The sequence below is a fragment of the Curvibacter cyanobacteriorum genome (genome assembly GCF_028649475.1).
Classification (GTDB): Bacteria; Pseudomonadota; Gammaproteobacteria; order Burkholderiales; family Burkholderiaceae_C; genus Curvibacter; species Curvibacter cyanobacteriorum.
Genome location: NZ_JAQSIP010000004.1, coordinates 126,920 through 151,474, shown reverse-complemented (window position 1 = coordinate 151,474; position 24,555 = coordinate 126,920). Strand labels below are relative to the sequence as shown.

Sequence of the window (24,555 nt, the reverse complement as noted above, 5' to 3'; positions counted from 1 at the left end):
CGGCGGCACTGGCCGCCATGCCGGGGGCGACCCCGGGGACGGCCCCCCTTTCAGACCACATTTCAGGCCACATTTCAGCCAGCCCGTCGGTGACCCCGCTCGCCGCGGCCGCGTCGCCAGCGCCTGTGGCCGCCTCGCCACGGCGCCAGGCGCCCGCCGAGCGCCCCTGGCTGGCCGCCCTGCTGGGCCTGGCCCTCGCGGGGTTGGCCGTGTTCATCGCGCTGCCGGTGCTGGCCCTGCTGGGCATGAGCCTGTGGGACAGCGCGGGCGACTTCGTCGGCTTGGCGCATTTCACGGCCTACGCGCGCAGTCCCAATGTGCTGAACTCGCTGGGCAACAGCCTGTGGCTGTCGGCCCTCAGTGCCACGGTGTGCGTGGCGCTGGCCTATGGCTATGCCTACGCGCTGACGCACAGCTGCCTGCGCGGCGCGCGCCTGTTCCGGGCCGTGGCCCTGATCCCGCTGCTGGCGCCGTCGCTGCTGATGGCCATCAGCCTGATTTACCTGTTCGGTCACCAGGGCCTGCTGAAAGACCTGCTGCTGGGCGGCAACGCCTACGGTCCGTTTGGCATCGTCACCGGCTCGGTGCTGTGGACGTTTCCGCACGCGCTGCTGATCCTCAGCACCGCGCTGGCCACCAGCGACGGCCGCCTGGTCGAGGCCGCCACCACCTTGGGCGCCAGCCGCTGGCGCGTGTTCTGGCGCGTCACCCTGCCGGCCAGCCGCTACGGGCTGATGATCTCGTGGACCGTGGTGTTCGTGCTGGTGATCACCGACTTTGGCGTGCCCAAGGTGATCGGGGGCAACACCCAGGTGCTGGCCACCGACATCTACAAGCAGGTGATCGGCCAGCAGAACCTGCCCATGGGCGCGGTGGTGGCGCTGATCCTGCTGCTGCCCGCGGTGCTGGCTTTTGTCGCCGAGCAGCACCTGCGCGCACGCCAGAGCGCCAACCTGGGCGTGCGGGCCGTGCCCTTTCAACCGCAGCCCAGCCCGGTGCTGGACCGCGCGCTGTTTGCCTACTGCGCCCTGATCGCCCTGGCCCTGCTGGGCGTGCTGGCGGTGGCGGTGTTCGCCTCGCTGGCCACGTTCTGGCCTTACAACCTGACGCCCAGCTTCAAGAACTACGACTTTGACCTGGTGGACGGCGGCGGTTGGGCCAGCTACGGCCACTCCCTGGTGATGGCCATCGGCACCGCGGTGCTGGGCAGCCTGTGCACCTTTGTCAGCGCCTACCTGGTCGAGAAGCCGCGCCAGTTCGCCGCTGCGCGGCTCTGGCTCAACGCCATCGCCTCGGTGCCGATGGCGGTGCCGGGCCTGGCCTTGGGCCTGGGCTACATCCTGTTCTTCAATGCGGGCTGGAACCCCTTGCAGGGCCTGTACGGCAGCCTGACGCTGATGACGCTGTGCACCGTGGCGCACTGCTATTCGGTGGCCCACATCACGCAGTTGACGGCGCTGCGCCAGCTCGACGCCGAGTACGAGCAAGTGGCCGCCTCGCTGGGCGTGCCGTTCTGGCGCACGCTGTGGCAGGTGCACCTGCCGGTGTGCCTGCCGACGCTGCTGCAGGTGGCGGGCTACTTTTTCGTCAGTGCCATGACCACCGTGTCGGCCGTGGTGTTCATCTACTCGCCCGAAACCACGCTGGCCTCGCTGGCCGTGCTGGCCATGGACGACGCCGGCGACATCGCCCCAGCCGCCGCCATGGCCACCCTGATCTTCGCCAGCGCCGCCCTCGGGCGCGCCCTGCTGGGCGCGCTGGAGCGCTGGCTGGTCGCGCGCACCCAGCGCTGGCGCCGACGCTGAGCCCCCGCCCAGCGCCCCTCACCACCCCGCCGCTCGACGGCCCTGGCGCCGCTCCGTGGGGAGCCGCCTGGGCCGCGGCATGGGCCGCCGCATGGCCCCTGCACTGGCCGCAGACGCCGCCGACCCCGGTCGACCGGCCCGGCCCTGATGTCTGTTTTTTTTGCTGTCCTGACCAAGCTCTCTGACCTCTCTTATGACCTCGACTTCTTGTGATCTTCTTGTGGTGGGCGCCGGCATCGTCGGCCTGGCCCACGCCTACCAGGCCGCGCGGCGCGGCCTGCGCGTGGTGGTGGTGGAGCGCGATGCGATGTGCCTCGGCGCGTCGATCCGCAACTTTGGCTTTGTCACCGTCACGGGCCAGAAGGCCGGGGCCAGCTGGGCCCGCGCACGGCGCTCGCGCGATGTCTGGGCCGAGGTGGCCCCGCAAGCCGGCATCGAGGTGCTGCACCAGGGCCTGTGGCTGCGCGCTGAACGCCCGGCCGCGCACGCGGTGCTGGAGGCCTTTGTGCGCACCGAGATGGGCGAAGGCTGCGAACTGCTGAGCCCCGCCGAGGCGGCGCAACGCCACCCGGCGCTGCGCACCGAGGGCCTGCAGTCGGTGCTGTACAGCCCGCACGAACTGCGCGTGGAGTCGCGCCAGGCCATCCCCCAGCTCACGCGCTGGCTGGCCGAGCACTGGGGCGTGCAGTTCCACTTCGGCGAGACCGTGCAGTCGGTGCAAACGCCGGTGGTCGAAACCGCCCGCGCCCGCTACCACGCCGAGCGCGTGGTGGTTTGCACCAACGCCGAGATCCATGGCCTGTTCGCCCCGCTGTGGACGCCACACCAGCTGCGCCTGTGCCAGTTGCAGATGCTGCGCGTGCGGCCGCAACCGGGCTTTCGCCTGCAGGGCTCGGTGATGGGCGACCTGAGCCTGGTGCGCTACGAGGGTTATGCCGAGCTGCCAGAGGCCACCGCGCTGCGCGTCCAGCTGCAGCACGAGGCCGCCGACTGCCTGCAACACGGCATCCACCTGATCGCGGTGCAAAGCGCCGACGGCTCGCTGGTGGTCGGCGACTCGCACCACTACGGGCCCGCCGTGCCGCCCTTTGCGCTGGAGGCGGTGGACCAACTGATCCTGGGCCAGTTGCGCGCGGCGCTGCAGCTGGGCAGCGCCGAAGTCACCGAGCGCTGGGTCGGCACCTACCCCGCCTCGGCCACCGAACCCTGCCTGGTGCTGGCGCCCGATGCCCACACCCGCCTCGTCACCGTCACCGGCGGCACCGGCGCCAGCACGGCCTTTGGCCTGGCCGAAGAGGTCATGGCCGCCTGGTAACCCCTCCCCATTGGATGAAAGCCCCTCCATGAACACCGCTCCGCCCTCCCCCAACCCGACCCATTTGCAAGCCGTCGTCTTCGACTGGGCCGGCACCGTGATCGACTTCGGCAGCCTGGCCCCGATGGACGCGTTTGTGCAACTGTTCGCGCGCTACGGCGTGCGCATCGACGTGGCCGAGGCCCGCGTGCCCATGGGCCTGGCCAAATGGGACCACATCCACGCCCTGGGCAGCGCCCCGCGCATCGCGGCCGAGTGGCAACGCGTGCACGGCCGCCCCTTCAGCGCGGCCGACTGCGACGCGCTGTACGAGGTCTTCACGCCGATGAACGCGGCCAGCGTGCGCGAGCACGCGCAGCTGATCCCGGGCGCCCTGGCCACGGTGCAGGCACTGCGCGCACGCGGCCTGAAGATCGGCTCGACCACCGGCTACAACCGCCCCATCATGGAGGTCGTGCAAGCGCTGGCCGCGGCCCAGGGCTATGCACCCGACAACCTGGTGTGTGCGGGCGATCTGGTCAGTGCCCGCCCCGGCCCGCTGATGATGGTGCGCACCCTGTCGGACCTGCAGGTCTGGCCGCCCGCGGCCGTGGTCAAGGTGGACGACACCGTGCCCGGCCTGCAAGAAGGCCGCGCCATCGGCGCCTGGGTGGTGGGCCTGGCCATCAGCGGCAACACCCTGGGCCTGAGCGAGGCCCAGTGGCAAGCCCTGCCCGCCCCCGAGCAACAGCGCCTGCGCGAACGCGCCACGGCCGAACTGCGGGCCGGCGGCGCCCACTGGGTGATCGACAGCGTGGCCGACCTGCTGCCGGTGATCGAGGACATCGAGGCCCGCCTGGCCCGCGGCGAGCGCCCCGACTGAGGCCACGCCCTCCCCGGGTCGAAGTCCCGGACCTGAGTCCCGGACCTCAGTCACGGGCTCCAGTGACAGGCCCACCAGGGCTCGCCGGGACCGACGCCGCCCCCTGGGGGCGCCCGGCCCGGCCTGGGCTGCGCTGGGCAGGGCCCAAGCCCCTGCGGCGTTCAGCGCGGGCGGCCCAAGGCCCCCGCAGAGGCCTCAAGGACAAGCGATGACGGCACCCGCGGCGTTGCGGCAGGTGCCGCTGTGGCTGATGCCTTGGCCTTGGGTGTAGCTGGTGTTGCCTTGGTAAGAGTTGCCGTCCACCCCGGTGGCGGTGGTGGTGCGCTGGCCCGTGGCGGGGCCGGTGCCCGAGCGATCAAAGCTGGACTGGCTTTGCATCGTGCCATCGGCCCCGCGCAGGCCGGCGGCCGACTCGTGGTTCAGGCTGCCGTTGGGGCCTTCGCTGAAGCCGCCAACGCGGCCTGCCGCCCCCCCATCGGGGCCGCGCAGGGATTCTGCACGGCCGCCAACCGCCTGGCCTGCGGCGTTCTCGCCCACGAAGCCACGGCGTCTGGCGATCTCCCCTTCTTTGCCCACCATCTCACTGCGGGCCGCGGCGCCGTTGGCGCCGCGCAGCCAGCCTTCGCGGCCCTCAAAAGCCTGTGCCGGCCCGGCCGCCCACAGCGCCCACAGCGCCACCTGCACCAGCCCCAACCGGGCACCTGCAAACAAAACGCGTTGCGCCATCACCAGCTCCAAAAAGGTGTCATCACAAGACCGTTTGCGACCGAGAGGTGGCACCCGGTGGTGCCCCAGCCGCGCTTCACTCTAATGGGTGATCCCGGCGGGCTGGCGCCTCCGCGGCCGCCAACGGCCGAAACCCCACATCCATTGGCACAGGCGGTTGAACTGCTGGTGTGAGCGCATCCGCACCCTTACCGCCAGCGGCCGCCGCGTCGACGCAGGTCATCACCGCAGCGCGCCCCTGCACCGCGGGCAGGTAGCGCTGGCGCAGGGCCTGCACGGTGCGCAGGCCTTCGGGGTCCACCGACAGGTCGCGCCGCAGGCCGCGGTCGGGGTCCAGCAACAGCGCGCAAGCCGCCTGGGCCAGCCCCGGGCTCAGGCCCGGCACATGCGATGACAAGAGCTGCGCCGCGGCCGCGGTGTCGGCCAGGCACCAGGCCAGGCCTTGCCGGTAGGCCTGCACAAAGGCGGCCAGTTCGCGCGGGTGCGACGCGCGCCAGCCCTCGCGCACGGCCCCGACCGTGCCCTGGTAGTGCGGCAACACCCCATGGCCGCGCTGCAGCACCCGGCAGCCGTGCTGCTCGGCCATCAACTCATATGGGGTACGCAACAAGGTGGCGCGGCAACGCCCGGCCAACAGGGCCTGAAAGCGTTGCTCGGTGCTGCCCTGTGATTCGATGCGCACCGCCTCGCGCGCCAGGCCGGCCTGCGCCAGCATCTCGTACAGCACCAGGGCAAAGCCCGTCTCGGGCGCGTCCACCGCCACCACCTGGTCGCGCAAGGCCGCGACCTCGCTCACGCCGGGTGCGGCCACCAGGCTCAGCAAGCCATCGTCGCCGCCCATGAAGATCACCGCATCGGGCACGCCCGGCACGGGCACCTCGGCCAGGTTCTGCTGGTAGGCCACCACGTTGTCGGCGCTGAGCAACAGCAGCGGAAAAGCCCCTTCGACAAAGCCCTGCACCATGGCCTGCGACCCTGGGGTGGGCAGCACGGTGACGTCCAGGCCTTGCGCGGCCCAAAAGCCCTGCTGCTCGGCGGCCCACAGCGGCAGGTTCCAACCGCCTTCAAACACGCAGACGGTCAACGCCAAGCGCGCGGGCCCGGCGGACGGCCCGGCGGGGGTGGCGGGGCCGGACGGGGTCGATGTCGATGTCGATGTCGGTCTTGGTGTCGGCGTTGAGGTGGGGGTCGCGTGCGGCGGGTGGGCCATGGTCAGCTCCATCTGGGTCAAGGCCCCAGCATCACCGGGGTCGAGGCCGTTCCTTGGCGCACAAATGTAAATAATGCCGCCAGGCGGGCCCTGGCCAAGGCAGGAGCACCTTGCCCCCCGCCCACCCCGGTCCCGCGCACGACGCCACGCCCCGCGCCGCTCCCCCACAATGGGCCAGGCGGTGCAGGCCTTCGACCGCCCCCAGGAGACACCATGAAATTACAAATTAACGGACAAACCCGGGACTGCGACGTGCCACCGGAGATGCCTTTGCTGTGGGTGCTGCGCGACGAACTGGGCCTGACCGGCACCAAGTTCGGTTGTGGCATCGCGGCCTGCGGTGCCTGCACGGTGGAGCTCAACGGCGTCGCCACCCGCGCCTGCGTGATGCCCGTGGGCAGCGTGGCAGGCCAGGCCATCCGCACCATCGAAGGGGCCCCCGACCGCACCGTGGCCGCGCTGCAGGCGGCCTGGGTGCAGCACCAGACGCCGCAATGCGGTTACTGCCAGAGCGGCATGATCCTGGCCGCCGCCTCGCTGCTGCGGCGCAGCCCCCAACCCAGCGACGCCGACATCGACGCCGCCATCACCAACCTGTGCCGCTGCGGCACCTACCAACGCATCCGGGCGGCCATCCACACCGCCGCCCAGGCCTTGCAAGGGAGCCGCGCATGAGCCCCCCGTCACCAGACGCCATCGGCGCCCACGCCCCCTGGAGCCGACGCGGTTTTCTGCTGGCCGGCGCCGCCGCCGGCGGCGGCCTGCTGGTGGGCTGCGGTGGTGCCGCGCCCGCCGCCCGGGTCGGCCAGGGCAGCGACTTCGCCCCCAGCGGCGACCAGGTGGCACTCAATGCCTGGGTCAAGATCACGCCGGACGACCGCGTCATCGTGGCCGTGCCGCGCTCTGAAATGGGCCAGGGCGTGCACACCGGCCTGGCCATGCTGGTGGCCGACGAGCTGGACGCACGCTGGGACCAGGTGCAGGTCGAGGCGGCGCCGATCGCCCGCGTCTACAGCAACACCGCGCTGTTGCTCAATGTCTCGCCCTTCTTGCCCGACGACGACGGCCTGCTGGCCCGACTGACCCGCGACTCGCTGCAAACCGCCGGCTACGCGCTGGCGCTGCAGGTGACGGGCGGCTCGTCCAGCCTGCGCGACGCCTGGGAACCGATGCGCCTGGCCGGCGCTGCCGCGCGGCACCAGCTGCTGCAGGCCGCGGCCTGGCAATGGCAGGTGCCGGTCAGCGAGCTGCGTGTGCGCGACGGCCTGGTGCACGGGCCGGCGGGCCGGGCGCCGCTGCGCTTCGGGGCCCTGGTCCAGGCCGCGGCCCAGCAGGCAGCACCGCGCGAACTGCGCCTCAAACCCCGGGCCGAACGGCGCCTGATCGGCCAGCCCGTGCCGCGCACCGATGTGCCCGCCAAGGTCAACGGCCAGGCCGTGTTCGGTCTGGATGTGCGCCCCGAGGGCCTGGTCTACGCCGCGATCGCGCACTGCCCGGTGTTCGGCGGCCAACTCAAAAGCCTGGACCCAGCGCCCGCGCTGGCCCTCCAAGGGGTGCTGCAAGCCTTCGCCCTGAACGCCCAGTCGGTGGTGGTGGTGGCGCGCAACAGCTGGCTGGCCCAGCAGGGCCTGCTGCGCCTGGCCCCGGTGTGGGACGAAGGCCCCAACGCCCAGCTGCAGTCGAGCAGCATCAGCGCCCGGCTGCGCCAGGCCTTCGACCAGGAGGACGGCACCCGCTTCCGCCACGAAGGCGATGCGGTGCAGGTGCTGGCCGACGCCAAGACCCGCATCGAGGCCGAGTACGAGGTGCCGTTTTTGGCCCACTCGGCACTGGAACCGGTCAACTGCACGGCCCAGGTCAAGGACGGCCGGGTCACCGTGTGGTGCGGCAGCCAGGCCCCGTCCCTGGCGCGCATGAAGGCCGCCGAGGTGGCCGGGGTGGACAGCGCACAGGTCACGTTCGAGGTGCCGTTCCTGGGCGGCGGCTTTGGCCGCCGGCTGGAGTCCGACATGGTCGAAGAGGCGGTGGCGATTGCGCTGCGCACCGGGGGGGCGCCGGTCAAGCTGACCTGGTCGCGCGAGGAGGACGTGCAACACGACCTGTACCGGCCCGCCGCGGTGTCGCGCTTCAGCGCCACGCTGGACCCACAGGGCCTGCCGCGGGCCTGGCGCCACCGCGTGGCGGCGCCGTCGATCGGGCTGGACACGGTGCGCCGCCTGATGCCGCGCCTGGCGCTGGACTCCCCCGACAAAAACCACATCGAGGGCGCCTTCGACCTGCCCTACGCGATCCCCCACCTCGAGGTGCGCCAGCTGCGCGTGGCCACGCCGGTGCCGGTGGGCTCCTGGCGCAGCGTGGGCCACAGCTACAACGCGTTCTTCACCGAGTGCTTTCTCGATGAACTGGCCCACGCGGCGCGGCAGGACCCGCTGGCCTACCGGCTGGCCATGCTGGCGGCCAAGCCGCGCCACCGCGCGGTCTTGCAGGCCGCCGCCGAACTGGGCGACTGGGGCCAGCCGGCCCCGGCCGGCCGCGCCCGCGGCCTGGCGCTGCACGAATCGTTTGGGGCCCTGTGCGCGCAGGTGGCCGAGGTCTCGCTGGACGCGGGCCGGGTGCGCGTGCACCGCGTGGCCTGCGCGCTGGACTGCGGCACCGTGGTCAACCCCGACAGCGTGGACGCGCAGCTGCAAAGCGCCATCGTCTACGGCCTGAGCGCGGCGCTGATGGGCGAGATCACGCTGAAGAACGGCCGCGTCGAGCAAAGCAACTTCCCCAGCTACGACGCACTGCGGATGGCCGACATGCCGGTCATCCGCACCCGGCTGATGCCCAGCGACGCGCCCCCCGGCGGCGTCGGCGAACCCGGCACCCCACCGATCGCACCGGCCGTGGCCAACGCCCTGTTCGCGCTGACCGGGCAACGCCTGCGCCGGCTGCCCCTGCGGCCGCAGGCCTGAAGCGCCGGCCTGAAGCGCGGCCGGACGGCTTATTTGGCCAGCGCCTTGAGCGCGAGCTTGATGCCGTCGCTGACCCCCACGTCGGCCGGCAAGGCCTTGAGCGCAGCCGCGGCTTCCTTGTCGTTGTAGCCCAGCGCCAGCAAGGCCTGCTGGATGTCGGCCTGGGCGTCGCTGGCGGCGGGCTGGCGCAGGTCCAGCTCGGCCCCGAGCTTGCCCTTGAGCTCCAGCAACAGTCGCTCGGCGGTCTTCTTGCCAATGCCCGGCACCTTGACCAGGCGCCCCGGCTCTTGCAGCGAGATGGCCTGCCCCAGCTCGCTCACGCTCATGCCCGACAGCACGCTGAGCGCGGTGCGCGGGCCCACGCCGCTGATCTTGATCAGCTGGCGAAACGCCTCACGCTCGGACGCGGTGCCAAAGCCGTACAGGATCTGGGCGTCCTCGCGCACCACAAAGTGCGTCAGCAGCGAGACTTTCTCGCCCAGGCCGGGCAGGTTGTAGAAAGTGCTCATGGGCACATCCACCTCGTAGCCGACCCCGTGGCAGTCCACCAGAAGCTGGGGCGGGTTTTTGTCGGCGAGGGTTCCGGTCAATTTGCCTATCATTGCAGTCCTTGTGGCCCCGGCTCGGGGCCCTTTGGCCGGAATTATCAGCTTGATCGTCAGACACACCTTCACCCCCCACAACAACCTGCGCCTGGGTCACCTGTGCGGATCGATGGACGAGCACCTGCGCACCATCGAAGCGGGCTTGCAAGTCAGCATCGCGCACCGCCACGAGCAATTCAAGGTGGACGGCCCCAAGGCGCGTGCCCAGCGCGCCATGGAGGTGCTGCAGGCCCTGTACGAGATCGCCGAGCGCCCCATCCCCGCCGAAACCGTGCAGCTGATGATGGCCGGTGATACCGCGCTGGCCGAGGCGCCCGAAGGGGCCCAGCTGCTGAGCACGCGGCGCGCCGACCTGCGCGCCCGAACCCCCACCCAGGCCCTGTACCTGGACAATGTGGCCACGCACGACATCACCTTCGGCATTGGACCGGCCGGCACCGGCAAGACCTACCTGGCGGTGGCCTGTGCGGTGGACGCGCTGGAGCGCAGCGCGGTGCAGCGCATCGTGCTGACCCGCCCGGCGGTCGAGGCCGGCGAGCGCCTGGGCTTCCTGCCCGGCGACCTGAGCCAGAAAGTCGACCCCTACCTGCGCCCGCTGTACGACGCGCTGTACGAGCTGATGGGCTACGACAAGGTGCAGAAAGCCTTTGAGCGCAACGCGCTCGAAATCGCCCCGCTGGCCTTCATGCGCGGGCGCACGCTGAACAACGCCTTTGTCATCCTCGACGAGGCGCAGAACACCACGCCCGAGCAGATGAAGATGTTCCTGACCCGCATCGGTTTTGGCGCCAAGGCCGTGGTGACCGGCGACGTGAGCCAGATCGACCTGCCCAAGGGCGCGCCCAGCGGGCTGATCGAGGCCGAGCGCGTGCTCAAGCGCGTCAAGGGCATTGCCGTGACGCGCTTCACCAGCGCCGACGTGGTGCGCCACCCGCTGGTGGCCCGCATCGTGGACGCCTACGACGCCGCAGGCCGCCCGGCGGCCCGGCGCGCCAGCGGCGACTGAGGCCGCGCCAGCGGCCTGAGCCCCACCGACCCGGTGCCCGCAGGGTCGGTGCGCCCCTCCCCCCCTCCAACAACACCCCACGCCGCCCCACAGGAACCCGCCCCATGAGCCTGCCTGAACTGACCCTGTCCCTGCAATTTGCCCGCTTTGCGGACGTCGCCGAACACCGCGCCGCGCTGCCGCGCAGCGCCGTCATGCGCTGGATCCGCCATGCGCTGCCGCAGGCGGCCGAGATCGCGGTGCGCATCGTCGACACCGAAGAAGGCCAGCAACTCAACCGCGCCTACCGCAACAAGGACTATGCGACCAACGTCCTGACCTTCGACTACGCCAACGACCCGGTGATCCTGGCCGACCTGGTGCTGTGCGCGCCCGTGGTGGCCCGCGAAGCGAAAGAACAGGGCAAGACCCTGCAAGCCCACTACGCCCACCTGCTGGTGCACGGCACCCTGCACGCCTGCGGCTACGACCACGAAACCAACCAGCGCGACGCACTGGAAATGGAGGCGCTGGAGATCCTGCTGCTGGGTTCGCTGGGCTTCGCCAACCCCTACTGAGGCCCGAGCCCGGCGCCGCCCCGCATGGCGCGGGTTCAGACCATGCGCAAGGGGATGGTGATGGGCCCGTCGTTGATCAGCTGCACCTTCATGTCGGCCGCGAAGATGCCGGTGGCCACGTCCGGGTGGCTGGCGCGGGCGCGCTGCACCAGGTGTTCGTAGAGTCGGCGGCCCTCGTCGGGCGCGGCGGCCTGCGTGAAGCTGGGGCGGTTGCCACTGCTGCAATCGGCGGCCAGCGTGAACTGGCTGACCAGCAACAGGCCGCCATGGCGGCCCTGGCCGTCCAGGTCCTGCACCGACCGGTTCATCTTGCCGGCCTCGTCGCTGAAGATGCGCAGCTTCAAGACCTTGGCCAGCAGGCGCTCGACGCCCGCCTCGGTGTCACCGCGCTCGGCACACGCCAACACCAACAGACCGGGGCCGATCTCGCCGACCACCTGCCCGTCCACCCACACCCGGGCTTCGCTCACCCGCTGAATCAAACTGATCACAAGCACCTTCCTCCAGGGGCCGGCGGGTCGCCCTTCGACCACCACGTCCGTGTATTGCCGTCCCTGCAACAAAAATGGTAGTGTGTCGGAGTTTTGTCCGCCGCTTGCACGGCGACGCCCCGAATTGAAGGATCGATGAGTCCATGACGACCAAGTTCACTCCGCGCCACGCTGCCACTTGGGCGGCCTGGCTGCCTGTGCTGATGCTGGGCTGGGGTTCTGCCCAAGCCCAGACCCCGGCCCCGACGCCCCTGCCCACCACGGCCCCCGCCGCCGCCAGCCCGGCCAATGCCCCGGGTGAGCGGGCGGCCACCGTGAAGAAAGTGGCTGGCGCAGTGCAGGCGCGTGGCCCGCAAGGCAACCGACCGCTGCGCTCAGGCGATGAGCTGCAAGTGGCCGAACGCGTGTTGACCGGCGCGGACGGGTCGGTCAGCCTGGTGCTGCGCGACGGCACCACGCTGATGGTGGGCCCCAACAGCGAACTGGACTTGCGCGAGTTTGCCTTCAACAGCACCACCCACAACGGCCAGGTGGTGCTGAGCATGCTCAAGGGCACGCTGCGGGTGATCACGGGTCTGATCGGCAAGCACCGGCCCGACGCGATGCGCGTCATCACGCCCACCTCCACCATCGGGGTGCTGGGCACGGATTTCATTGTGGAAGTCGGCGAGGAGCAACCATGAAGTCGCTGCACACCGTCGCCATGCGGCCCTGGCTGCGCGGCGCCCTCGGGGGCCTGCTGCTGGCCCTGCTGGCCGCCTGTTCGAGCCCGCCCCCCAAGCCCCCACCGCCGCCCCCGGTGCCCAGCGTCAAGGTGGTGCTGCTGCCACAGGCCGATGGCAGCGCCAGCGGCGTGGTGGTGCAAGCCGGCCAGGCCACGCAGACGCTGACCGAGCCCTACCAACGCGCCAGCGCGCTGGCCAACCGCGCGCCGGTGGTGGACCAGGTGGACCCGACCCAGGTGCGCCAGACCTACGACGCGCTGTTCCGCATTGCCCCGCCGCAACCGGTGCGCTATGTGCTGTACTTCCAGCCGGGCACGACGCGCCTGTCGGGTGAGTCGCAGGCCGAGTTGCCGCGCATCCAGCAGGACATGGCGCGCTACCCGGGCGTCGAGGTGCTGGTGGTCGGCCACACCGACACCAAGGGCAACAGCGAAGGCAACGACGCGCTGTCCCTGCGCCGCGCGCAGCAGGTGCGCGACCTGCTGGTGCAGCAGGGCCTGAGCCCGCGTCAGGTGGAGGCCATTGGCCGGGGCGAACGCGAGCCCGCCATCGCCACCGCCGACGAGGTGGACGAGCCGCGCAACCGCCGCGTCGAGGTCACGCTGCGCTGACCAACCTCAGCCGGGGCGGGCCCGCGCCTGTGCGGCCGGCCGCCCGCGCCGCGCCTCAGGCGTACAAGCGGGCACCGGCCTCGCGCACCGCCAGCGCGGCCTGCGGCCCCAGCGCCTGCAGCACCGGTTGCCACACGCTGTCGTAAGCGGGCAGCGCGTCCGGTGTGAACGCGGTGTGCGGCCAATCCGAACCCCAGACCAGGCGCGGCGCCTCGCCGCGGCGCTCGCCCGCCTGAGTGGCCAAGGTGGCGACCCGTTGCAGGGCGGGCTGCAGGGCGGTGTAGGGGGCCTCGGCCCCCAAGCGGTACCAACCCGACCACTTGACCCAGGCGCCCAGCGCCAGCAGGTCGCCCAGGCACGCCCAGGCGGGGTCGTCCCCGGCCAGCGCCGCGTGCAGGCCGGCCAGGTGGTCCAGCACACAGGGCAGGCCGGTGCGGCGGTGCCAGTCCAGGATGCTCGGCAGGTCGGTGCTGCGCGCGTACCACTGCACATGCCAGCCCAGCGCGTGCAGGCGGGGCGCCAGTGCCAGCAGGTCGGCCGCGCCGTTGCCCACTGGCGACACCAGGTTGAAACGCACGCCACGCACACCCAGGGCCTGCATGCGGGCGAGTTCAGCGTCGCTCACCCCGGCGTCGACTACCACCACCGCGCGGTGGCGGCCTGGTTCGCGGGCCAGGGCCTGCAACAGGACCTCGTTGTCACAGGCGTAGACGCTGGGTTGCACCAGCACCAGGTGGCCCACCCCGTGGGCCTGGGCCAGGGCCTCGATGGCCTCCAGCGGTCGGTGCACAGGCTGGTAATGGCCGGGCGCCACCGGGCGGGCGGCATCGAAGACATGCACATGGGCGTCCCAGGCGGACGCCGGTGCTTCATTCACAAGACCTTGCCCCATGCGCTTCAACCCACCGAGATGCGGCGCTCGCGCACCACCTGCGCCCACTGCGCCTGTTGCTCGCGGATGAAGCGGCCCGCGCTGGCCTGGCTGGCGTCGGCAAACACATCGCCCCCCAGCTGGCGCACACGGCCCAGCACCTCGGGGTCGGCCAGGGCCCGGCGGAGGCCGGCCACCAAGGCCTGGCGGGTCGCCTCGGGCAGGCCGGCCGGGGCCAGCACGGGGTTCCACTCCAGCACCTCGTAGCCGGCCACGCCGGCTTGCTCCATCGTCGGCACCTCGGGCAGCGAGCGCGCGCGCACCCGGCTGGTCACGGCCAGGGCGCGCAGCTTGCCGGCCTGGATGTGGCCCAGCGAGGACGCCACATTGGCAAAGAACAGGGGCACCTGGCCGCCCATCACATCGTTGAGCGCGGGGCCACCGCCGCGGTAGGGCACATGGCTCAGCTGCACGCCGGACCGCGCCTCGAACAAGGCCCCCGCCAGGTGCTGGGCCGAGCCGTTGCCCGACGAGGCGTAGGCCAGGTCACCGGGTTTGGCACGTGCCAGGCGCAGCACGTCGCGCACCGACTGGGCCTCGAAGCTGGGCGTGCACACCAGCACATTGGGGAAGGTGGCCAGCACCGCCAGCGGGGTGAAGGCCTTGTCGCTGTCGTAGGGCAGGCGCGGGTAGAGCGAGGGGTTGACGGCAAACGACGAGGCATCGAGCAGCAAGGTGCTGCCGTCCGCGGTGGCGCGCGCCACCTGGGCCGCGGCCAGCTGACCGCTGGCGCCGGGCTTGTTGTCCACCACCACGCCCTGGCCCAGGGCCTCGGCCAGGCGCGGCGCGATGATGCGGGCCATCAGGTCGGCGCCGCCACCGGCCGGGTAAGACACCACCAGCGTGATGGTGCGGCCACCGGCAATCGGCTGGGCCGCGCGGGCCGCCAGCCAAGGCGCGGCGGCGGTGGCGGCGAGCCCGCTCAGGCACAGGCGGCGCGACAGGCCCGCGCGGGCGGTGATGGGGGGGATGGGGTGCATGGGCTTGTCTCCTCAGGTCAGGGTCACGGTGTAATGAAAGGCATGGGCGTCGCCGCGGGTGCAGCGCCATTCCACGCAGCGCCCGCTCAGGTCGTAGGCCAGCCGCGTCACCACGGCCGCCGGGTGGCCGGCGGCCAGGCCCAGGGGCTGCGCCTGGGGGGCGCTCAGCAGGCCAAAGCCGATGTCGTCGATGGCGCGCTGCACATGCACGCCACAGCGGCGCGCGTACATGGGGTAGAGCAAGGCGTCCCAGTCGGCGGGATCACCGTCGACCAAGGGGGCGAACAGGTCCAGCGGCAGGCACAGGTCTTCGAGCAGGCAGGGCTGGGCGTCGATCAGGCGCAGGCGCTGCAAGCGCAGCACCGGCTCGCCGGGGGCCAGTCCCAGCGCCCGGGCCACGGTGGCGGAGGCGGGCACGGTCTGGCGCGACAGGATGCGCGAGTCGGGCACCTGGCCCGCGCTGTCGCCAAAGCGGAAGAAGCGCAGCATGGACGCCCCCGCAATGCCCTGGCGCACAAAGGTGCCCTTGCCGTGCACGCGCTCGATCAGGCCCTGTTCGGCCAGCAGCTCGAGCGCGCGACGCAAGGTGCCCAGGGCCACGCCATGCTCGGCCGCCAGCAGCTGTTCGGCCGGCAACGCAGTGCCCGGGGGCCACTCGCCCGCCACCACGCGGTGGCGCAGGGTCGCGGCCAAGGCGCCGTAGCGGCTTTGGCCCGGCAAGGCGTGGGCGGCCTCGGTCGCCAGACTCAGGGAGGGGTGTTTCATGCTCAAGACTTATAGTCCTCTAGATGACTTGAAGTCTAACGCAAAGGACCGGAGGGCACCAGGGTGGGGGTCAGGTGGGCCGGCAGACCGGGCTGAGCGCCGCGCTCAGGGCGGCGCACCGGGGAGCGCTGGCGCGCTCACCAGGGGATGGCGCTGCCGTCGTAGGCCAGGAAACGGCCGCTGTCGCCCGGGCCCAGCGCGGCCAGCGCGTCGAGCATCTCGGCAGCGGCCTGCTCGGGCGGGCGCACGCGCAGGCCGGTCTTGGCAAAGGGTTGGGACAAGGCCGTGTCGACCGTGCCCGGGTGCAGCGCCACGCACACCGCGTCGCGGTTGTGGCGCTTGAGCTCGATGGCCGAGGTGCGCACCAGCTGGTTCAGCGCCGCCTTCGAGGCGCGGTAGCCGTACCAGCCGCCCAGCGCGTTGTCGCCGATGCTGCCGACGCGGGCCGACAAAAAGGCCGCCAGCACCGGCCCGCTGGGCGCCAGCAGCGGAAAGAAATGCTTGATCACCAGGGCCGGGCCGATGGCGTTGACGGCAAAGGCCTGCTGCAGGTAGGCCGGGTCGAGCTGGCGCCAGCTGCGCTCGGGGCCCGCGCCCGCCTGGTGCAAAAAGCCGCTGGCCAGCACCAGGGTGCGCAGGCTTTGCTGGCGCGCGGCCAGGTCCTGCGCCAGGCGCTGGGCTGCGGCCTCGATCGAGGCCTCGTCGAGCAAGTCCAGCGCCAGGTCGTCCGGGCGGCCAGGCTGGCGCGCGCTGCGACGCACCGTGGCCTGCGGGTGGCGCTGCGCCAGGCCCTCGGCCAGCGCCGCGCCCACCCCGCCCTGCCCGCCCACCACCAGGGCCAGCGCCCCGTCGGGGCCCAGAGCGGCGCAGGTCAGCGGGATGGCGGGGGCTGCGGGTTCGGACATGGGTGACTTTCAGAGCGGCGGAGGCAGGCAGGCAGGTTGGGCCCGGGGGCTCAGGCGCTGTCGCCTTCGACCAGGCGCACCTTCACCACCTTGCCCTTGATGCGGCCGGCCGAGAGGCGGCGCACCGCCTCGCGGGCAATGCCCACATCGACCGCCACGTAGGTGGAGAACTCGTTGACGTTGATCTTGCCGATCTGCTCTTTGACGAAGCCGGCCTCGCCGGTCAGGGCGCCCAGCACGTCGCCAGCGCGGATCTTTTCCTTGCGGCCGCCGACGATTTGCAGCGTCGCCATCGGCGCCTTGAGCGGGCCCTTGCCGGTGGGGGTCAGGCTGTCCAGCGGCACCCAGTCCGATTCGCGGCCCTGCATCTGCTCGATGCGGCCCACGTAGCCCATTTCGTCCATGCTGACCAGGGTCAGGGCCAGGCCTTCGGCGCCCGCGCGGCCGGTGCGGCCGATGCGGTGCACATGCACCTCGGGGTCGGGGCTGACGTCGACGTTGATCACCGCCTGCAGGTTGGCCACGTCCAGGCCGCGCGCCGCCACGTCGGTGGCCACCAGCACCGAGCAGCTGCGGTTGGCAAACTGGATCATCACCTGATCGCGCTCGCGCTGCTCCAGTTCACCATACAGGGCCAGGGCGCTGAAACCCTGGCTTTGCAGCAGGTTCACCAGGTTGCGGCACTGCTGCTTGGTGTTGCAAAACGCCAGGCTCGACTCGGGCCGATAGTGGTTGAGCAGCTGCGCCACGGCGGGCAGGCGCTGGGCGTTGCTGACCTCGACGTAGCGCTGGCGGATGGTGTGGCTGTCGTGCTGCACCTGCACCTTGACCTGCTGGGGCTCGCGCATGAACTGCGCGGCCAGGCGGTCGATGCCCTCGGGGTAGGTGGCCGAGAACAGCAGGGTCTGGCGCTGCGCCGGGCAGCGCCGCACCACCGAGGCGATGTCCTCGAAGAAGCCCATGTCCAGCATGCGGTCGGCCTCGTCGAGCACCAGGGTGTTGACGGCGCCCAGGTTCAGGCTGCCGCGGTCCAGGTGGTCCATGATGCGGCCCGGCGTGCCGACCACCACATGGGCGCCGTGTTGCAGGCTCAGGGTCTGGCCGCGCAGGGCCACGCCGCCGCACAGGGTGACGACCTTGATGTTGTCGACCGCCCGCGCCAGGCGGCGGATCTCCTGCGTGACCTGGTCGGCCAGCTCACGCGTGGGGCACAGCACCAGGGCCTGCACATCGAGGCGCGTGGGCTGCAGTTTTTGCACCAGGGGCAGGCCGAAGGCGGCGGTCTTGCCGCTGCCGGTGCTGGCCTGGGCGATCAGGTCGCGCCCCGCCAGGGTCAGCGGCAGGCTGGCGGCCTGGATCGGGGTCATGCTGGTGTAGCCCAGTTGCGCCAGGTTCTGCAGGGCGGCTGCGGACAGACCCAGGGTGTCAAAACGGGGCGCGGAGGGGGCTTGGGAAGACGTGTTCATCCCCGGATTATCCGGGTCGGCGGCGGGGCACGCGCTTGCCCGGCCCATCGCCCCCGCGCGCAGGTAAAAAAAGCGGGTCCGTCACAGCGCGGCGGCCACACCGCTGCACAATGTGACACATGCCTTATCTGCCCCCTTTCATTGCCCCGACCCGCCACCTCAGCGCCGAATCGGCACTGCAACAGGTGCATGAGATCTACAACCAGCAGATTGCCCACCTGCGCGACGCCATGCAGCGCTTCGTGGCGGGCGAAACCCTGCCGGGCCATGTGCGGGCCTGCTACCCCTTTGTGCGCATCCACACCGAAACCGTGTCGCGCAACAAATCGGACGCGGACATCGCCCACCTGGCCTATGGGTTTGTGGCCGGCCCCGGCCGCTACGAAACCACGCTGACCCGGCCCGACCTGTACCACGCGTACTACCTGGATCAGTTCCGCCTGCTGCTGCAAAACCACGGCGTCGAGCTGGAGGTGGGCACCAGCAACCAGCCGATCCCGGTGCACTTCTCGTTCAGTGAGCACGACCACGTCGAGGGCCAGATGAGCGCCGAGCGCCGCCAGCTGATGCGCGACGTGTTCGACCTGCCCGACCTGGCCGCGATGGACGACGGCATTGCCAACGGCACCTGGACCGCCAAGCCCGGCGAAGCCCAGCCGCTGTCGCTGTTCACCGCGCCGCGCGTGGACTACTCGCTGCACCGGCTGCGCCACTACACCGGCACCTCGCCGCGCGCGTTCCAGAACTTTGTGCTGTTCACCAACTACCAGTTCTACATCGACGAGTTCGTGCGCCTGGGCCACGAGGCCATGAAAGACCCCCACAGCGAGTACATCGCCTTCATCGAGCCCGGCAACGTGGTGACACGCCGCGTTGGCCTGGACGCCGAGCCCGGGGACGAACTGGGCGCACCGCCGCCGCGCCTGCCGCAGATGCCGGCCTACCACCTGGTGCGCGCCGACCACAGCGGCATCACCATGGTCAACATCGGCGTCGGCCCGGCCAACGCCAAGAACATCACCGACCACATCGCCGTGCTGCGCCCGCATGCCTGGCTGATGCTGGGCCACTGCGCCGGCCTGCGCAACAGCCAGCAACTGGGCGACTACGTGCTGGCCCACGGCTATGTGCGCGAGGACCATGTGCTCGACGAGGAACTGCCGCTGTGGGTGCCGATCCCGGCGCTGGCCGAGATCCAGCTGGCGCTGGAAGCCGCTGTCAGCGACGTGACCCAGGTCAGCGGCCCGGACCTGAAGCGCTTCATGCGCACCGGCACGGTGGCCAGCACCGACAACCGCAACTGGGAACTGCTGCCCGACAACCAGCCGCAGCGCCGCTTCAGCCAAAGCCGCGCGGTGGCGCTGGACATGGAAAGCGCCACCATCGCGGCCAATGGCTTCCGCTTCCGCGTGCCCTACGGCACCTTGCTGTGTGTGAGCGACAAGCCGCTGCACGGCGAAATCAAGCTGCCCGGCATGGCGAACCACTTCTACCGCGAACGCGTGGACCAGCACCTGCGCATCGGCATCCGCGCGCTGGAGATCCTGCGCGCCGAGGGCATGGCCAGCCTGCACAGCCGCAAGCTGCGCAGCTTCGCCGAAGTCGCCTTCCAATGAAGCTGAAACCCGGCCCGGCCAAGCGCCGGTGCCGGGTTGGCAAGGCCTGGCGATCGGTTCAAAATCAAGGCCTTGCCCTTCGGAGGAGTCGACCATGGCCACCCGACAAAGCACCATCGACCACCTGCTCGACCAGCTCTCGGCCGCCGGGCCGGTGAGCGCCCGCAAGATGTTTGGCGAGTACTGCCTCTACCTCGCGGGCAAGCCGGTGGGCCTGGTCTGCGACGAGCAGCTGTTCCTCAAACCCACCGAAGCCGCCCGGCCGCTGCTCAAGTCCGCCGACGAGCGCCCGCCCTACCCCGGCGGCAAGCCTTACTTCCACATCGACCCCGACCACTGGGACGAACGCGACTGGCTGGTCAACCTGGTGCGCACCACGGCGCTGGCCCTGCCCGAGCCCAGCATCAAAGCCAAGCCCGCGCGCCCCCACACCGCCTGAGGCGCCCTGAGCCCCCCTCGGGCGCCGTGCCCCCCCCCAGCCCCCTGACGCGAGGCGGCGTGCCTGGACGCCCCGCCGGCCCACCCCAGCCAGCCGCCACGCCCGACGCACCGCGGCCAAGCCAAGGAGCGGAGGAGGGACGCCAAGGCGCTGCGCCGCAAGGGCTCGGCCGGTGCCGGCTCAGCTCAAGCCCAAGGCGGCGGCCTCGTCGTCGGTGAACACGCGCGAGCGGGTCAGGAAAGCCAGGCCAGTGGGGCCTTCCAGCGAGAAGGTGCCGCCACTGCCCTCGATCACATCGATGATGAGTTGCGTGTGCTTCCAGTACGCGTACTGGTTGGCGCCGATGTAGAACGGGATGCCACCGATGTCACCGAGGTAGACATCGCCCGCGCCGATGGTCAGCTCACCGGGCAGGTAGGCGTTGGCGGCGCTGTTGTCGCAGCAGCCGCCCGATTGGTGAAAAAAGAAGCTGCCGTGCTCGGCGCGCAGCCGCTCGATGAGGGCCAGGGCGGCGGGCGTGGCGATGACTTTGTCGACCATGAGAACACCTCCGAATCAGAAAGCAAAAAAGCGCCCGGGCGCCCGGCCTGAGGCCGGGCGACGGGGCGCGTCAAGGAGAGCGCAGCGGTGTCAATCCAGCGTCAGCGGGATCAGAAGAAACCCAGCTTGTTCTCGCTGTAGCTGACCAGCAGGTTCTTGGTCTGCTGGTAGTGGTCGAGCATCATCTTGTGGGTTTCGCGACCGATGCCCGACTCCTTGTAGCCACCGAAGGCGGCGTGCGCCGGGTAGGCGTGGTAGCAGTTGGTCCAGACGCGACCGGCCTTGATGGCGCGGCCCATGCGGTAGGCCACGTTGCCGTTGCGGCTCCACACCCCAGCGCCCAGGCCGTACAGGGTGTCGTTGGCGATCGCCAGGGCTTCGGCTTCGTCCTTGAAGGTGGTCACGGCCAGCACCGGGCCAAAGATTTCTTCCTGGAAAATGCGCATCTTGTTGTGGCCCTTGAACAGCGTGGGCTGCACGTAGTAGCCACCGGCCAGCTCGCCCGGCTGGTGCGACTGGGCACCACCGGCCAGCACTTCGGCCCCTTCTTGCTTGCCCAGGTCCAGGTAAGACAGGATCTTGCTCAGCTGTTCCTTGCTGGCTTGGGCACCGATCATGGTGTTGGTGTCCAGCGGGTTGCCTTGCACGATGGCCGCCACGCGCTGGAGCACGCGCGCCATGAACTTGTCGTAGATCGATTCCTGGATCAGCGCGCGCGAGGGGCAGGTGCAGACTTCGCCCTGGTTGAAGGCGAACAGCACCAGGCCTTCGATCGCCTTGTCCAGGAACGCATCGTCCTGGTCCATGATGTCGGCAAAGAACACGTTGGGCGACTTGCCCCCCAGCTCCAGCGTGGCCGGGATCAGGTTGTTCGCGGCGGCCTGGGCGATCACCCGGCCGGTGCTGGTGCTGCCGGTGAAGGCAATCTTGGCGATGCGGCGGCTGGTGGCCAGCGGCATGCCGGCTTCACGGCCATAGCCGTTGACGATGTTGAGCACGCCCGCGGGCAGCAGGTCGGCAATCAACTCGACCAGCACCAGCAGGCTGATGGGGGTCGATTCGGCGGGCTTGAGCACCACGCAGTTGCCCGCCCCCAGCGCGGGGGCCAGCTTCCAGGCCGCCATCAGGATGGGGAAGTTCCAGGGAATGATCTGGCCCACCACGCCCAGCGGCTCGTGGATGTGATAAGCCATGGTGTTCTCGTCGATCTCGCTGATGCCGCCTTCCTGGGCGCGCACGCAGCCCGCGAAATAGCGGAAGTGATCGATGGTCAGCGGGATGTCGGCGTTCAGGGTTTCGCGGATCGGCTTGCCGTTGTCCACGGTCTCGGCATAGGCCAGCAGCTCGAGGTTGGCTTCGAGGCGGTCGGCGATCTTCAGCAGGATGTTGGCGCGGTCGGCGGCCGAGGTCTTGCCCCACTTGTCGGCCGCGGCGTGGGCGGCGTCGAGCGCGAGTTCGATGTCCTCGGCCCCCGAGCGGGCAGCCTGGGTGTAGACGGTGCCCGAGATCGGGGTGATCACGTCGAAGTACTGGCCCTTGACCGGCGGCACCCATTGGCCACCGATGAAGTTGTCGTAACGGGGTTTGTAGACGATCTTGGCGCCTGCGGCGCCGGGTGCGGCATAGATCACAAATGTCTCCTGGTGTTATGGGTTGGGCCGGCGGGCAAGGCCCGTCGGACGCTCAGACAGATCAAGAGCCATGCCAAGGCCCACCGGGGGGCCCAAAAGCGGCCCGCCGGGGCCCCCACCGCCGCGGGCCGGGCACGCCAAGTGCTTGATTGACAAGGACTTTGGTGGATTCGAGGTCCCACGGGCGCCGACCCGTGACCCGCTGCGCCGCTCGCCGGCACCCCGGCCTGTCCGCCGGCGGACGTCACAGGGCGGCACAGCTGTCCAAAAATGGAACACCTCGGCGCCTCCTGCCCGCCCCCCTGGTCGCCACGGCCGCCAAGGGCCTAAACTGCGCAGCAAACGAGCACCTCAGGTGCCCTGGAGACAAGACCCGATGGCGAACCTGCACCCTGTTCCCGGCCCCCTGCTGCGCGAGGCCCGGCTGCGCCTGCTCAGTGGCGACGACATGCCCCTGGGCAGTGTGGACGAGCGCGTGGCCCGCTCATGGCGCCGCAGCCTGGCCGCAGGCCTGGCGCCCAGCCAGTCGGGGCGGCATGCCGAGCACCTGAGCGGCCCCGAACTGCGCCAGTCGCTGGCCTGCAACCGCGACCTGATCAACCATTCCCAGCCGGTCATGGAGTACCTGTTCGAACAGGTGCGCCACAGCCACAGCATGGTGGTGCTGGCCGACCGCCACGGCACCCTGATGCACACCCTGGGCGACGCCGACTTCCTGGGCAAGGCCGAGCGCGTGGCGCTGCAGGCCGGCGCCAACTGGCACGAAGCCCAGCGTGGCACCAACGCCATCGGCACCGCACTGGCCGAATCCTGCGGCATCGAAATCCACGGCCCCGAGCACTACCTGGAGCGCAACGACTTCCTGACCTGCGCGGCCTCGCCCATCGCCTCGGCCAGCGGCGAGCTGCTGGGCATCCTGGACATCTCGGGCGACCAGCGCAGCCACCACCCGCACACCCTGGGCCTGGTGAACACGGCGGCGCGGATGATCGAGAACCGCCTGTTCCTGACCAGCTGCCAACACCAGACGCGCCTGCACCTGCACCCGCAGGCCCACGGCATCGGCACCCTGGCCGAGGGCATCGTGGCGCTGTCGGAGGACGGCTGGATCATGGGCGCCAACCGCCAGGCGCTGAAACTGCTGGGCCTGCAACGTGAGGACATCGGCGCCACGCCGCTGGCGCGCGTGCTCGACACCCGCTTTGACGCGCTGGTGCTGCGGGCCCACCAGCAAGCCCAGCAGCCGCTGTGCCTGCACCGGCGCGACGGCCAGCCGGTGTTTGTGCAGCTGCACCACCCGGCGGGCCGCCCGCTGGGGCGGCCGCTGAGCGTGCGCTCCGGCCCGGCCCGCACCGAGGTGCTGGGCGAGCCCGCCGTGGCCCGTGAAGCGCGGGACGCCTTGCAGCAACTCGACACCGGCGACAGCGCCTGGCGCGCTGCGGCCGACAAGGCCCGGCGCGTGGCGGGCAAACCGATCCCGGTGCTGCTGCTGGGCGAATCCGGGGTGGGCAAGGAGTTGTTTGCGCGCGCGCTGCACGACAGCTCGCCGCGCCGCCACCGGCCCTTTGTGGCGATCAACTGCGCGGCCTTGCCCGAGAACCTGATCGAGGCCGAGCTGTTTGGCTACAGCGCGGGCGCCTTCACCGGGGCGCGCAAGGAGGGCCGCCCGGGCCGCCTGCGCGAGGCCGACGGCGGCACCCTGTTCCTCGACGAGATCGGCGACATGCCGTTGGCCCTGCAAACCCGGCTGCTGCGCGTGCTGCAAGAGCGCCAGGTCAGCCCACTGGGGGGTGGCGAGGCCGTGGCGGTGGACTTTGCGCTGGTCTGCGCCACCCACCAGCCGCTGCGCGAAGCGGCCGAGGCCGGGCGCTTTCGCGCCGACCTGTACTACCGGCTCAATGGCCTGACCCTGCAGCTGCCGCCGCTGCGCGCGCGCAGCGACTTGGCGGCGCTGACCGAGAAACTGTTGCTGGAACTGAGCGGCGAACCGCGCCTGCACCTGGCCCCCGAGCTGCAAGCCCGTTTCGCGGCCTACGACTGGCCCGGCAACCTGCGCCAGTACGCCAGCGTGCTGCGCACCGCGATCGCCATGCTCGACCCCGACGAGCACTGCATCGACTGGGTCCACCTGGGCGACGACCTGCGCGAACTGCTGCAGCGCGACGCCGCGCCCTCAGCGGGTGCCGGCGACAGCGCCGCCATGCCCGCGGCAGCCACGGCGACCTTGGGCACGCCGCCGAGCCGTGAGCAAAAGCTGGCCGACATCTCACGCGCAGCGATCCAGCAGGCCATCCAGCAGCACCAGGGCAACCTGTCGGCCGCCGCCCGGCAGCTGGGCATCAGCCGGCAGACGCTGTACCGGCGCATGGGCCAGTGAGCCGGCCGCGCGGCCTGAGCGCGGTGGGCGGGCGA

General features: G+C 70.9%; 23 protein-coding genes. 12 read left to right on the top strand and 11 right to left on the bottom strand.

The genetic code is table 11. From position 1 onward, the window contains the following. Nucleotides 1–71 precede the first annotated feature (71 nt). The 3 genes from PSQ40_RS10270 (at nucleotide 72) to phnX (ending at nucleotide 3,982) form a co-directional block, all read left to right on the top strand. Nucleotides 72–1,805 carry a putative 2-aminoethylphosphonate ABC transporter permease subunit gene (locus tag PSQ40_RS10270; protein WP_409338585.1) on the top strand — a complete coding sequence of 578 codons (1,734 nt, stop codon included), beginning with the start codon at nucleotides 72–74 and terminating at the stop codon, nucleotides 1,803–1,805. Nucleotides 1,806–1,998: 193 nt separating this feature from the next. Beyond that, nucleotides 1,999–3,120 carry a TIGR03364 family FAD-dependent oxidoreductase gene (locus tag PSQ40_RS10265; RefSeq protein ID WP_273951310.1) on the top strand — a complete coding sequence of 374 codons (1,122 nt, stop codon included), beginning with the start codon at nucleotides 1,999–2,001 and terminating at the stop codon, nucleotides 3,118–3,120. A gap of 28 nt (nucleotides 3,121–3,148) precedes the next feature. Further along, a complete protein-coding gene (phnX, locus tag PSQ40_RS10260) occupies nucleotides 3,149–3,982 on the top strand; it encodes a phosphonoacetaldehyde hydrolase (protein WP_273951308.1) in 834 nt (277 codons plus the stop codon). Between the two features lie 195 nt (nucleotides 3,983–4,177). Here the strand turns inward: phnX and PSQ40_RS10255 are convergent, their stop codons facing one another. Both PSQ40_RS10255 and PSQ40_RS10250 read right to left on the bottom strand, forming a co-directional pair. After that, a complete protein-coding gene (locus PSQ40_RS10255; protein WP_273951307.1) occupies nucleotides 4,178–4,708 on the bottom strand; it encodes a hypothetical protein in 531 nt (176 codons plus the stop codon). 76 nt (nucleotides 4,709–4,784) lie between these two features. Beyond that, nucleotides 4,785–5,798: an ABC transporter substrate-binding protein gene (locus tag PSQ40_RS10250; RefSeq protein WP_273951306.1), complete on the bottom strand. Its 1,014-nt coding sequence runs from the start codon at nucleotides 5,796–5,798 to the stop codon at nucleotides 4,785–4,787. Nucleotides 5,799–6,131: 333 nt separating this feature from the next. Between PSQ40_RS10250 and PSQ40_RS10245 the strand changes: the two genes are divergently transcribed. Together PSQ40_RS10245 and PSQ40_RS10240 are read left to right on the top strand one after the other, a co-directional pair. After that, nucleotides 6,132–6,593: a (2Fe-2S)-binding protein gene (locus tag PSQ40_RS10245; RefSeq protein ID WP_273951305.1), complete on the top strand. Its 462-nt coding sequence runs from the start codon at nucleotides 6,132–6,134 to the stop codon at nucleotides 6,591–6,593. After that, nucleotides 6,590–8,875: a xanthine dehydrogenase family protein molybdopterin-binding subunit gene (locus tag PSQ40_RS10240; protein WP_273951303.1), complete on the top strand. Its 2,286-nt coding sequence runs from the start codon at nucleotides 6,590–6,592 to the stop codon at nucleotides 8,873–8,875. Before PSQ40_RS10245 ends, PSQ40_RS10240 begins: the two co-directional genes overlap by 4 nt. Before the next feature lie 29 nt (nucleotides 8,876–8,904). Here PSQ40_RS10240 and ruvA read toward each other — a convergent pair whose 3' ends face one another. Then, the gene (ruvA, locus tag PSQ40_RS10235; RefSeq protein ID WP_273951302.1) at nucleotides 8,905–9,477 is read right to left on the bottom strand and encodes a Holliday junction branch migration protein RuvA; all 573 of its coding nucleotides are present in this window, start codon (nucleotides 9,475–9,477) and stop codon (nucleotides 8,905–8,907) included. Nucleotides 9,478–9,526: 49 nt separating this feature from the next. Here ruvA and PSQ40_RS10230 point away from each other — a divergent pair, with 49 nt between their 5' ends. Both PSQ40_RS10230 and ybeY read left to right on the top strand, forming a co-directional pair. Continuing rightward, on the top strand, nucleotides 9,527–10,486 hold the full coding sequence (locus PSQ40_RS10230) for a PhoH family protein (protein WP_273951300.1): 960 nt from the start codon (nucleotides 9,527–9,529) through the stop codon (nucleotides 10,484–10,486). A 104-nt stretch (nucleotides 10,487–10,590) separates the two neighbouring features. Further along, the gene (ybeY, locus tag PSQ40_RS10225) at nucleotides 10,591–11,043 is read left to right on the top strand and encodes an rRNA maturation RNase YbeY (protein WP_273951299.1); all 453 of its coding nucleotides are present in this window, start codon (nucleotides 10,591–10,593) and stop codon (nucleotides 11,041–11,043) included. 35 nt (nucleotides 11,044–11,078) lie between these two features. Here the strand turns inward: ybeY and dtd are convergent, their stop codons facing one another. Beyond that, nucleotides 11,079–11,534, bottom strand: coding sequence for a D-aminoacyl-tRNA deacylase (gene dtd, locus PSQ40_RS10220; protein WP_273951298.1), 456 nt, complete (start codon nucleotides 11,532–11,534; stop codon nucleotides 11,079–11,081). Nucleotides 11,535–11,677: 143 nt separating this feature from the next. Between dtd and PSQ40_RS10215 the strand changes: the two genes are divergently transcribed. Beyond that, entirely contained in the window at nucleotides 11,678–12,217 is a 540-nt protein-coding gene (locus PSQ40_RS10215) for a FecR family protein (protein WP_273951297.1), read from the top strand. Next, nucleotides 12,214–12,870 (top strand): OmpA family protein, encoded by a 657-nt coding sequence (locus PSQ40_RS10210; RefSeq protein ID WP_273951296.1) that lies wholly within the window; start codon nucleotides 12,214–12,216, stop codon nucleotides 12,868–12,870. Before PSQ40_RS10215 ends, PSQ40_RS10210 begins: the two co-directional genes overlap by 4 nt. Before the next feature lie 55 nt (nucleotides 12,871–12,925). Here the strand turns inward: PSQ40_RS10210 and PSQ40_RS10205 are convergent, their stop codons facing one another. The 5 genes from PSQ40_RS10205 to dbpA all read right to left on the bottom strand — a co-directional run bounded on the left by PSQ40_RS10205 (nucleotide 12,926) and on the right by dbpA (nucleotide 17,917). Further along, complete coding sequence (locus PSQ40_RS10205) at nucleotides 12,926–13,762, bottom strand: amidohydrolase family protein (protein ID WP_273951295.1); 837 nt, start codon at nucleotides 13,760–13,762, stop codon at nucleotides 12,926–12,928. Nucleotides 13,763–13,767: 5 nt separating this feature from the next. Further along, a complete protein-coding gene (locus PSQ40_RS10200; protein WP_273951294.1) occupies nucleotides 13,768–14,781 on the bottom strand; it encodes a tripartite tricarboxylate transporter substrate binding protein in 1,014 nt (337 codons plus the stop codon). Between the two features lie 12 nt (nucleotides 14,782–14,793). Then, nucleotides 14,794–15,546 carry a GntR family transcriptional regulator gene (locus PSQ40_RS10195; RefSeq protein WP_273951293.1) on the bottom strand — a complete coding sequence of 251 codons (753 nt, stop codon included), beginning with the start codon at nucleotides 15,544–15,546 and terminating at the stop codon, nucleotides 14,794–14,796. 137 nt (nucleotides 15,547–15,683) lie between these two features. Further along, complete coding sequence (locus PSQ40_RS10190) at nucleotides 15,684–16,451, bottom strand: SDR family NAD(P)-dependent oxidoreductase (protein ID WP_273951292.1); 768 nt, start codon at nucleotides 16,449–16,451, stop codon at nucleotides 15,684–15,686. A 50-nt stretch (nucleotides 16,452–16,501) separates the two neighbouring features. Further along, on the bottom strand, nucleotides 16,502–17,917 hold the full coding sequence (gene dbpA / locus PSQ40_RS10185) for an ATP-dependent RNA helicase DbpA (protein WP_273951291.1): 1,416 nt from the start codon (nucleotides 17,915–17,917) through the stop codon (nucleotides 16,502–16,504). A 119-nt stretch (nucleotides 17,918–18,036) separates the two neighbouring features. Here dbpA and PSQ40_RS10180 point away from each other — a divergent pair, with 119 nt between their 5' ends. After that, nucleotides 18,037–19,533 (top strand): AMP nucleosidase, encoded by a 1,497-nt coding sequence (locus PSQ40_RS10180; RefSeq protein ID WP_273951290.1) that lies wholly within the window; start codon nucleotides 18,037–18,039, stop codon nucleotides 19,531–19,533. A 94-nt stretch (nucleotides 19,534–19,627) separates the two neighbouring features. Next, entirely contained in the window at nucleotides 19,628–19,972 is a 345-nt protein-coding gene (locus PSQ40_RS10175; RefSeq protein ID WP_273951289.1) for a TfoX/Sxy family protein, read from the top strand. Nucleotides 19,973–20,152: 180 nt separating this feature from the next. Here the strand turns inward: PSQ40_RS10175 and PSQ40_RS10170 are convergent, their stop codons facing one another. Together PSQ40_RS10170 and adh are read right to left on the bottom strand one after the other, a co-directional pair. Continuing rightward, nucleotides 20,153–20,512: a DUF779 domain-containing protein gene (locus PSQ40_RS10170; protein WP_273951287.1), complete on the bottom strand. Its 360-nt coding sequence runs from the start codon at nucleotides 20,510–20,512 to the stop codon at nucleotides 20,153–20,155. Nucleotides 20,513–20,622: 110 nt separating this feature from the next. Then, nucleotides 20,623–22,143: an aldehyde dehydrogenase gene (adh, locus tag PSQ40_RS10165; RefSeq protein ID WP_273951286.1), complete on the bottom strand. Its 1,521-nt coding sequence runs from the start codon at nucleotides 22,141–22,143 to the stop codon at nucleotides 20,623–20,625. 376 nt (nucleotides 22,144–22,519) lie between these two features. Here adh and PSQ40_RS10160 point away from each other — a divergent pair, with 376 nt between their 5' ends. Continuing rightward, nucleotides 22,520–24,520 (top strand): sigma-54-dependent Fis family transcriptional regulator, encoded by a 2,001-nt coding sequence (locus tag PSQ40_RS10160; protein ID WP_273951285.1) that lies wholly within the window; start codon nucleotides 22,520–22,522, stop codon nucleotides 24,518–24,520. Nucleotides 24,521–24,555: the final 35 nt, after the last annotated feature.

Coding starts and splice junctions, on each gene's coding strand:
- PSQ40_RS10265 (WP_273951310.1), top strand. CDS start 1,999: ATGACCTCGACTTCTTGTGATCTTCTTGTGGTGGGCGCCGGCATCGTC.
- phnX (WP_273951308.1), top strand. CDS start 3,149: ATGAACACCGCTCCGCCCTCCCCCAACCCGACCCATTTGCAAGCCGTC.
- PSQ40_RS10255 (WP_273951307.1), bottom strand. CDS start 4,708: ATGGCGCAACGCGTTTTGTTTGCAGGTGCCCGGTTGGGGCTGGTGCAG.
- PSQ40_RS10245 (WP_273951305.1), top strand. CDS start 6,132: ATGAAATTACAAATTAACGGACAAACCCGGGACTGCGACGTGCCACCG.
- PSQ40_RS10240 (WP_273951303.1), top strand. CDS start 6,590: ATGAGCCCCCCGTCACCAGACGCCATCGGCGCCCACGCCCCCTGGAGC.
- ruvA (WP_273951302.1), bottom strand. CDS start 9,477: ATGATAGGCAAATTGACCGGAACCCTCGCCGACAAAAACCCGCCCCAG.
- ybeY (WP_273951299.1), top strand. CDS start 10,591: ATGAGCCTGCCTGAACTGACCCTGTCCCTGCAATTTGCCCGCTTTGCG.
- PSQ40_RS10215 (WP_273951297.1), top strand. CDS start 11,678: ATGACGACCAAGTTCACTCCGCGCCACGCTGCCACTTGGGCGGCCTGG.
- PSQ40_RS10210 (WP_273951296.1), top strand. CDS start 12,214: ATGAAGTCGCTGCACACCGTCGCCATGCGGCCCTGGCTGCGCGGCGCC.
- PSQ40_RS10205 (WP_273951295.1), bottom strand. CDS start 13,762: ATGGGGCAAGGTCTTGTGAATGAAGCACCGGCGTCCGCCTGGGACGCC.
- PSQ40_RS10200 (WP_273951294.1), bottom strand. CDS start 14,781: ATGCACCCCATCCCCCCCATCACCGCCCGCGCGGGCCTGTCGCGCCGC.
- PSQ40_RS10195 (WP_273951293.1), bottom strand. CDS start 15,546: ATGAAACACCCCTCCCTGAGTCTGGCGACCGAGGCCGCCCACGCCTTG.
- PSQ40_RS10190 (WP_273951292.1), bottom strand. CDS start 16,451: ATGTCCGAACCCGCAGCCCCCGCCATCCCGCTGACCTGCGCCGCTCTG.
- dbpA (WP_273951291.1), bottom strand. CDS start 17,917: ATGAACACGTCTTCCCAAGCCCCCTCCGCGCCCCGTTTTGACACCCTG.
- PSQ40_RS10180 (WP_273951290.1), top strand. CDS start 18,037: ATGCCTTATCTGCCCCCTTTCATTGCCCCGACCCGCCACCTCAGCGCC.
- PSQ40_RS10175 (WP_273951289.1), top strand. CDS start 19,628: ATGGCCACCCGACAAAGCACCATCGACCACCTGCTCGACCAGCTCTCG.
- PSQ40_RS10170 (WP_273951287.1), bottom strand. CDS start 20,512: ATGGTCGACAAAGTCATCGCCACGCCCGCCGCCCTGGCCCTCATCGAG.
- PSQ40_RS10160 (WP_273951285.1), top strand. CDS start 22,520: ATGGCGAACCTGCACCCTGTTCCCGGCCCCCTGCTGCGCGAGGCCCGG.